Source organism: Acidovorax delafieldii 2AN (assembly GCF_000175235.1).
In the GTDB taxonomy this organism is placed as follows: Bacteria; Pseudomonadota; Gammaproteobacteria; order Burkholderiales; family Burkholderiaceae_C; genus Acidovorax; species Acidovorax delafieldii_B.
The window spans coordinates 1-6,221 of sequence record NZ_ACQT01000211.1; the positions used below are offsets into that span (position 1 = coordinate 1).

The window sequence follows — 6,221 nt, forward strand, 5'->3', positions numbered from 1 at the left end:
AAGCGGTCGAAGGCCTGCGGGTCGATCTGCACCGCGACCTGGCGCTGGCCGATCAGCGGATGCATCTGGGCCACGGTCTGGCGCAGCGAGCCGTTGGCCAGGCCGCGCAGGATGACCGAAGCCCGAGCGCGGGCCGCCTGGTCGATCAGCCGCTGCAGCGTGGGCTGGGGCATCGCGAGGCTGACGAAGACGAACAGGCCGGGGCCCTTGATCTGGCCTTGCGCCAGGCCCTGGGCGGATTCCATCGCGTCGGCCTGAGACGCATAGCCGCGCGCCAGCGCTTCGAGGTCGATCGGTGTCCGTGTCACCGGCTGCGGCAGGGCGTCGACGGAGGGGCCAGCGGTTGCGGGGGCACTCGCAGGGAGGTCCGTCGAAGGCAGGCTGTGCTTGCGCCGCGCCTGCTCGACGTCCTGCTCGGTGACCGTGGGTTGCGCGCGGCGGGCTCGCTCAATGTCGGCCTCGGTGATGGTCGGGCCGGCGGCCCAGGTCGTTGGCATCGCGCCTGCTGCCAGCAGTGAGGCGAGCCTGCGCCGGAAGAGGGTGGGGAGGTCAGTAGCCGACACAGCAGTTCCTTTTTCTGAACAACATGAAGGCGAAGTCCTCGCCGCGCACGGGGTACTCCTTCCCGGCGCCCCAGGTCACGGTGGTGCGGCCGAAGGGCTGGCAGCACTTGCCGGCTTCCTTGGCGGTGTTGGGGATGGGGTGGGTGAGCTGGGTCTTGTAGGCGGTCTTGTCCATGACCGGCGCGAAGTAGGGCCCGCAAAGGCCGGCCTGTCCGTGCCAGCCCCAGGCGATCAGCTCGCGGTGCATCTTGGCCGTCAGCCGCTGGGCCATCAGCGCCGCGGTGCGCACGCCGCCCATGTGGTACGGGACGTGGCCGTTCATGGGATACAGGCCGCCCTGGCAACCCGCGCACCAGAACATCTCCCGGATCCCGAAGCCCACCGAGGCGGCCACGCAGTCGGCGGCGCAGGCGGCGATCGCCACCGGATTGGCGAACAGCGCCGCGTCCGGGTTGATGATCAGCGTGAGCTCGTCGTCGGCCCACAGCGGGTCGACCTCGGTCAGGTAGGCCAGGTCGAACGAGCCCTTCTCCAGGCACGGAAAGTCGGTCACCACCTCCAGGTAGTAGAGGACCGGGTTCACGTAGAAGTGGGCCTGGTAGAAGCTGCCGCCGTCGCCATCGCCCTCGGGGCGCGTGAAGCGCGCCGCCTCGGGCGCCGGGATGCCGGGATCGAGGTCGATGCCGCCCAGGGACGTCAGGCAGAAGGGCTTGCGCACGGCCTCGACGTGGCGCGCGGGCTCCCAGAAGCCGATCGACAGGCCGATGATCGGATTCACGCCGCAGGTGCAGAGCGGGCTCGAGGGGTTGTCGATGTCCTCCTGGCCGCCGAAGTTGCCGATGCGCGCGCCGCCGATGCTCAGCGGCAGGATGCAGCTCCAGCAGATGTCGGTGATCGGATTCGGGAACTTGCCGGTGCAGGTGGCCGCGCCCGCGGCGGAGGCCGAGGTGCTCACCGCGAGAAGTAGCGAGGCCAGCATGCCGGCCGCCAGCGAGTGGAGCCTGCGGATCATCGCGGCACCTCCATCTCGTCGATGCGCAGCCGCCTACCTTCCTGCGAGACCAGGGCCGGCACTTGGGCGATACCGAGACGCCGGGTCAGCAGTCCCTGCTGGTCGTAGTAGACGGGGATGCGCCAGGACTTCATCAGATCCAGGTAGGAGCCGCCCGTCAGGATCGGCTTGACCTTGCCTTGGTAGCGCACCATCAGCTCGCGCGCCTGGCGGACCTGGCGGCTGTCGCGGGCGTCGAAGAACAGCAGGTGCCGCGACAGCGAGACCACGTCCAGTGGATTGGCCTTGGTGCCGGCCGCGAACATCAGCTCGCCGCTGGCGCCGAGGATGTTGCGGTCCAGCGTGTAGGTCGGGTCGAAGTAGAAGGTGCGCGGCTTGGCCGTGGTCTGCACACCGGCGACGGGCGCCGGGCTGCGCACTGCCTCCGTGCCGCGGGCGCGTGCATCCTGCTCAATCCGGGCCAGTTCGCCCGAGCGCTCCTTCTCGCGCAGGCGCTGCTCGATCATCTGCAGCAGATGGGGCTCGGCGATCTCGTAGGTGGGGCCGAGGGTGCCGAGGTCGGTGGCGTGTGCGGAGGCACTGCAGCCGGCCAGCACGGCGAGCGCGAGGGCAAGATGGGTTCTCATCGCGTGCCTCCGCGCGGACACGGAAGCTGGGCGACGAGCCGGTCGCGGGCGGCGGTGTCCTTCTGGTGGGCCGCGCGGATCAGGCCCATCAGGGCGGGATGGCCTTCGCCCTCGGAAATGGCCTGCCGCAGATCGGTCGTGGTCAGCGACCGGCCGCAGCGCAGCTGCACGGCGGCGAGATAGGTGCGCGCGCCACTTTCCGCCGAGGGTGCGATCTGCTTGAGCAGGCCGAGGTAGTCCGCGAGCGGCATATCGCCCGGGGCGTCCTGGCCGGGCGCCGCGGACAGCGGCCCGAACGCCGGGCTGGTCTGGGCGAGCGCGGTGCCCGTCGTCAGCACCTGTCCCAGCAGGAAGGCGGCGAGGAGGAAGACTTTGCGCATGGCCGGACTCCTCAGAAGATCGGCACCACGATGCCCACCACCTGCTCGGCGCGCACCAGGCCGCTTTCGGCGTAGCGCGAGTCGAAGCTGTGGGGTCCGATACCCTGCACGTAGAAATGCCCCGGAGGAATGACCACGGGCGCGATGGGCGCCAGCGGATGGCCGTCGTAGGCATGGGTCTTGGCCAGGCCCACGGCCTCGCCGTTGACGAAGACCGTGCGGTCCAGGACCGTGACGACGTCGCCGGGCATGCCGCGCACCTGCTTGAAGAAGGGCTGGCCGCGCAGGCCGGGGTAGTGCGCCTGGGCCTCGCCCGCGAACGCGAAGACGATCAGGTCGCCGCGCCGCACGGGTTGCTGCTGGAACTGCATCAGCGCCACGTGGTAGGGCAGGCTCGGCGTCCAGTTGACCAGGATGGGCATGCGCGGCGTCGGGTCGATGAAGAGCCGCACATAGGCGAAGCCCCAGATCGCGAACACCGGCAGGTAGAGGTACCAGCGTCGCTGCATATGGCGCAGGAGCTCGGCAAGGGTTTGGGCGCGCCGGTGCCACCAGCCCGGGGCCGGTGTCGCTGCCGGGACCGTGGGGTCAGTCGAGACGGATTCCGTTGTGGTCATGGCTGATCCACCTTTCTGCGCAGCGCCGGCGTCAGGTCCCGGCTGTTCGGCGCACCGGCGATCGCGCTCTTCACCACCACCAGGCAGCCGCATTCGCGGGGCAGTTCGTCGAGTGCGGCGGGCAGGCGCTGCGAGAAGCTGCGTGCCAAGGCAAGCGCGCGCTCGCGCTCGGATTCGCTGCCGGGCTGGGTCAACAGCTGGGTGAACTCGGCTTCCTTGGCGCGGTAGACCTCGGACAGATCCACCACGCCGACGACCAGCGCGGGCCGCAGCACCCAGCGGTCGTAGGCGGCGATACCGACGGCGACCAGCAGCGCCGAGACCACGGCGTTGAGCAGCAGGCGCTTGGTCATAGCGCATGCCCCCGCTGCCGCAGCAGCTCGGCGATGGCCTCATCAATCGACAGGCCCTGGGCGCGCAGCGCGTCGATGGGCGCGTTGTCCTCCAGCTTGTTCGAGAACAGCAGGTGGGTCGCGGGATCGAGGATGTTCCGCGCCACGCCTTCGCCCACGGGCGACGAGATATAGAGCTCCGAGAACGCGCCGGCCTCGGTGCGTAAGGAGTTCAGCAGCCGCTTCTTGGGCTCGTCCATCGCGAGACGCCCCTTGCGATCCAGCATCTCGATGGATTCGGGCTTCTGGCGCAGCAGGAACACCCAGTCCGAGCAGTTGAAGGCGGCTTCCATCTGCGCCGAGCCGTAGTAATCGTCGGCGCTCTGGGTGGCGGTGCCGAGCGCGCCGCCGTACTTGCGCGCGCGCCGCGCGGCTTCCTCCACCACAGCGGCCTTGATCGGATCGTCGGCGCCGATGTCGCCGAGCTGCTGCTTCAACTCGTCGATGAAGAGCACCTTGCGCCGGTTGCGCGTCAGGTACATCTCGCCGGTGATCTGGTGCAGCAGCAGGATGTTGACCACCGCATGCAGATCCGGCCGGCGCTTGAGTTCCTCGTTCTCGATGACGATGAAGTCATTGGAGAAGTCGACGTTGGCCCGGCCCTCGAAGAACCTTTCGTACTGCCCGCCCCTGGCGTAAGGGTTGAGCATGATGGCCAGGTCCTTGATGCGTTGGTCGCCCGAGACCCCCAGCTCCTCGATGGTCCCGGTCTTGAAGGCGTCGCGCAGGCCGGTGATCGTGAGATCGTTGCCATGCGCGCGCCAGAGCTTGAGCACCATCGCCGAGATGGCCTTGTACTGGACCTCGTCCAGCGTGTGCTGCATCGAGCACATCTTGCTGATGCCCGGCACCAGCATGTCGATGTCCTCGTTGATGTCGTGAACGATGGTGAACGGGTTCAGGCAGATATCCACGTCGGGCCGGAACTCGATGTAGGTGCCCTGGGCCTTGCGGCACAGCTTCTCGAAACTGCGGCCGAGATCCAGCATCCAGACCTTGGCGCCGATCGCGCGGTACGACCAGGCCAGCTCGTTCATCAGCACGGACTTTCCCGAGCCTGGCGCGCCGATGATCGCGAAGTTGTAGTTGCCCAGGTCGTTGTCGAACAGGTCCAACGTCATGACCTGGCCGCGCCGTCCGCCGAACACCAGGGCCGGCGTGCGCGTGCCGCGCCACTCGGCGATCAGCGGCGCCATGTGGATGGCGTTGGCCATCGTCTTGCGCGTGACGCGGCGCATCTTGGCGAGGTCCTTGTGGAACCTCGGGGTCAACGTCATCGGCAGGCTGGCCAGCAGCGCCTGCCGGTGCATGTAGGCGTCGGCGTTGAGTTGGAAGCCCCGGGCGCGCCAGATGGCGTTCGCGGCCTCGTGCGCCGAGGCGGCCTTGTCCGGGGGCGTGAAGATCGCGAGCTGGTGGTACAGGCTCACCAGGCTGCCGCCGGTGTCGATGGCGTTGGCGGCAGCCGACCAGTCGTCGAGCTTCTTGCGCACGTCCGGCATCACGTCGGCCATCTTGGACTTGGCGTTCTGCGTGGCGCGCACGTGGTTGGCCGTGATGATGGACTTGGTGGCGTTCGGGTCGAGGACGTGCACGCCCAGCGTGATCAGGAAGGGCGCGCTGTACTGCAGCGCCGGCTGCATCAGGTCGCCGATCAGCGAACCCATCTGCCACAGGGCAAAGCGCTCCGGGAACGACTTGATCGAGTAGAAGCGCGCCTCCAGCACCTCGGCGCTGGTTTCCTTCCAGAGCGTGATCCCTGACGGATGCGGGTCCTGGATGGTGTCGAAGTCCACGATCTGGTCGCGGATCTCGCGGCCGTCGTCGTAGCGCAGCCAGCGATCGTCGTCGTAGTTCAGGTCCTCAGCATCCGAATGCGCGATGCGGTCCGGGTTGGTGAACAGCGCACACCAGTTGATCAGGTCGGCCGCGTCGCAGACCCGGTTGGGCAGCATGGCCGAGCGCAGCGTGGCCGCCATCGAGTCGCGCAGGGCCAGCAGCGCCTCGCGCCGGTTCAGGTCGGCCGCGCTGCCCGGAAACGCGACGCTCAGCATCAGCCGGAAGTCGCGCAGCGTGTAGTGGAAGCCCGCCGTCAGCGAGGCCTGTGTGCCATGTAGCAGGTGCTGCACCCGCTGACGCGCCAGCTTGCGAAACAGGTTCTCGTTGGGCACCGGCCGCCCGAAAGGACGCGCCTTCTCGGCCTGGTCTTCATCCTCCACGCGCAGGTTGGTGTACTGGCGCAGTTGGTGGCGAATGTGCGGCGAGGCGAACAGGTGGAACTGCAGGCCGGTGTCCGGCGGGCAGTTGGCATAGAGCGAAACCAGCACCTCGGCCATGCGCTCGTCGGCGCCGGACTGCGGCATGACCTCGAGCATGAAGCCCATGCCGTCGCGGTTCACGAAGATCTTCTCGTCGGCGAGATAGGCGGAGTAGGGCAGCCAGCCGGCGAACTGCTCGGCCGGTGTGTCCGCCGCCATGCCGAATGGAAACAGCGGTGCGGCGCGGGCGCCGCCGGGGTGTGTATCTGTGGAAGAAAACAGCATGGGGGCCTCACTGCGGACGAGCGCCCAGGCCCGCCGGCGGCTGGGCGAGCGAGGGGAAGGCGTTGAAGGGTGCGGGGCGCTGCACCGCACC

At 68.4% G+C, this 6,221-nt stretch carries 7 protein-coding genes; all 7 read right to left on the bottom strand.

The window, feature by feature from the left end:
- Nucleotides 1-497, bottom strand: a 497-nt coding sequence (locus tag ACDELDRAFT_RS17875; RefSeq protein ID WP_005799388.1) for a TrbC family F-type conjugative pilus assembly protein, incomplete at its 3' end; no start/stop codon positions are given.
- A 52-nt stretch (nt 498-549) separates the two neighbouring features.
- Nucleotides 550-1,575: a TraU family protein gene (locus ACDELDRAFT_RS17880; RefSeq protein ID WP_005799389.1), complete on the bottom strand. Its 1,026-nt coding sequence runs from the start codon at nt 1,573-1,575 to the stop codon at nt 550-552.
- Nucleotides 1,572-2,201: a type-F conjugative transfer system protein TraW gene (traW, locus tag ACDELDRAFT_RS17885; RefSeq protein ID WP_005799390.1), complete on the bottom strand. Its 630-nt coding sequence runs from the start codon at nt 2,199-2,201 to the stop codon at nt 1,572-1,574. Before traW ends, ACDELDRAFT_RS17880 begins: the two co-directional genes overlap by 4 nt.
- Nucleotides 2,198-2,581 (bottom strand): hypothetical protein, encoded by a 384-nt coding sequence (locus tag ACDELDRAFT_RS17890; RefSeq protein WP_005799391.1) that lies wholly within the window; start codon nt 2,579-2,581, stop codon nt 2,198-2,200. Before ACDELDRAFT_RS17890 ends, traW begins: the two co-directional genes overlap by 4 nt.
- An 11-nt stretch (nt 2,582-2,592) precedes the next feature.
- Nucleotides 2,593-3,198, bottom strand: a complete 606-nt coding sequence (gene traF / locus ACDELDRAFT_RS17895) for a conjugative transfer signal peptidase TraF (protein WP_005799392.1) — start codon at nt 3,196-3,198, stop codon at nt 2,593-2,595.
- Nucleotides 3,195-3,551 (bottom strand): hypothetical protein, encoded by a 357-nt coding sequence (locus ACDELDRAFT_RS17900; RefSeq protein WP_005799393.1) that lies wholly within the window; start codon nt 3,549-3,551, stop codon nt 3,195-3,197. The genes traF and ACDELDRAFT_RS17900 overlap by 4 nt, the downstream gene beginning before the upstream one ends.
- On the bottom strand, nt 3,548-6,130 hold the full coding sequence (gene traC, locus ACDELDRAFT_RS17905; RefSeq protein WP_005799394.1) for a type IV secretion system protein TraC: 2,583 nt from the start codon (nt 6,128-6,130) through the stop codon (nt 3,548-3,550). The genes ACDELDRAFT_RS17900 and traC overlap by 4 nt, the downstream gene beginning before the upstream one ends.
- Between the last annotated feature and the right edge of the window lie 91 nt (nt 6,131-6,221).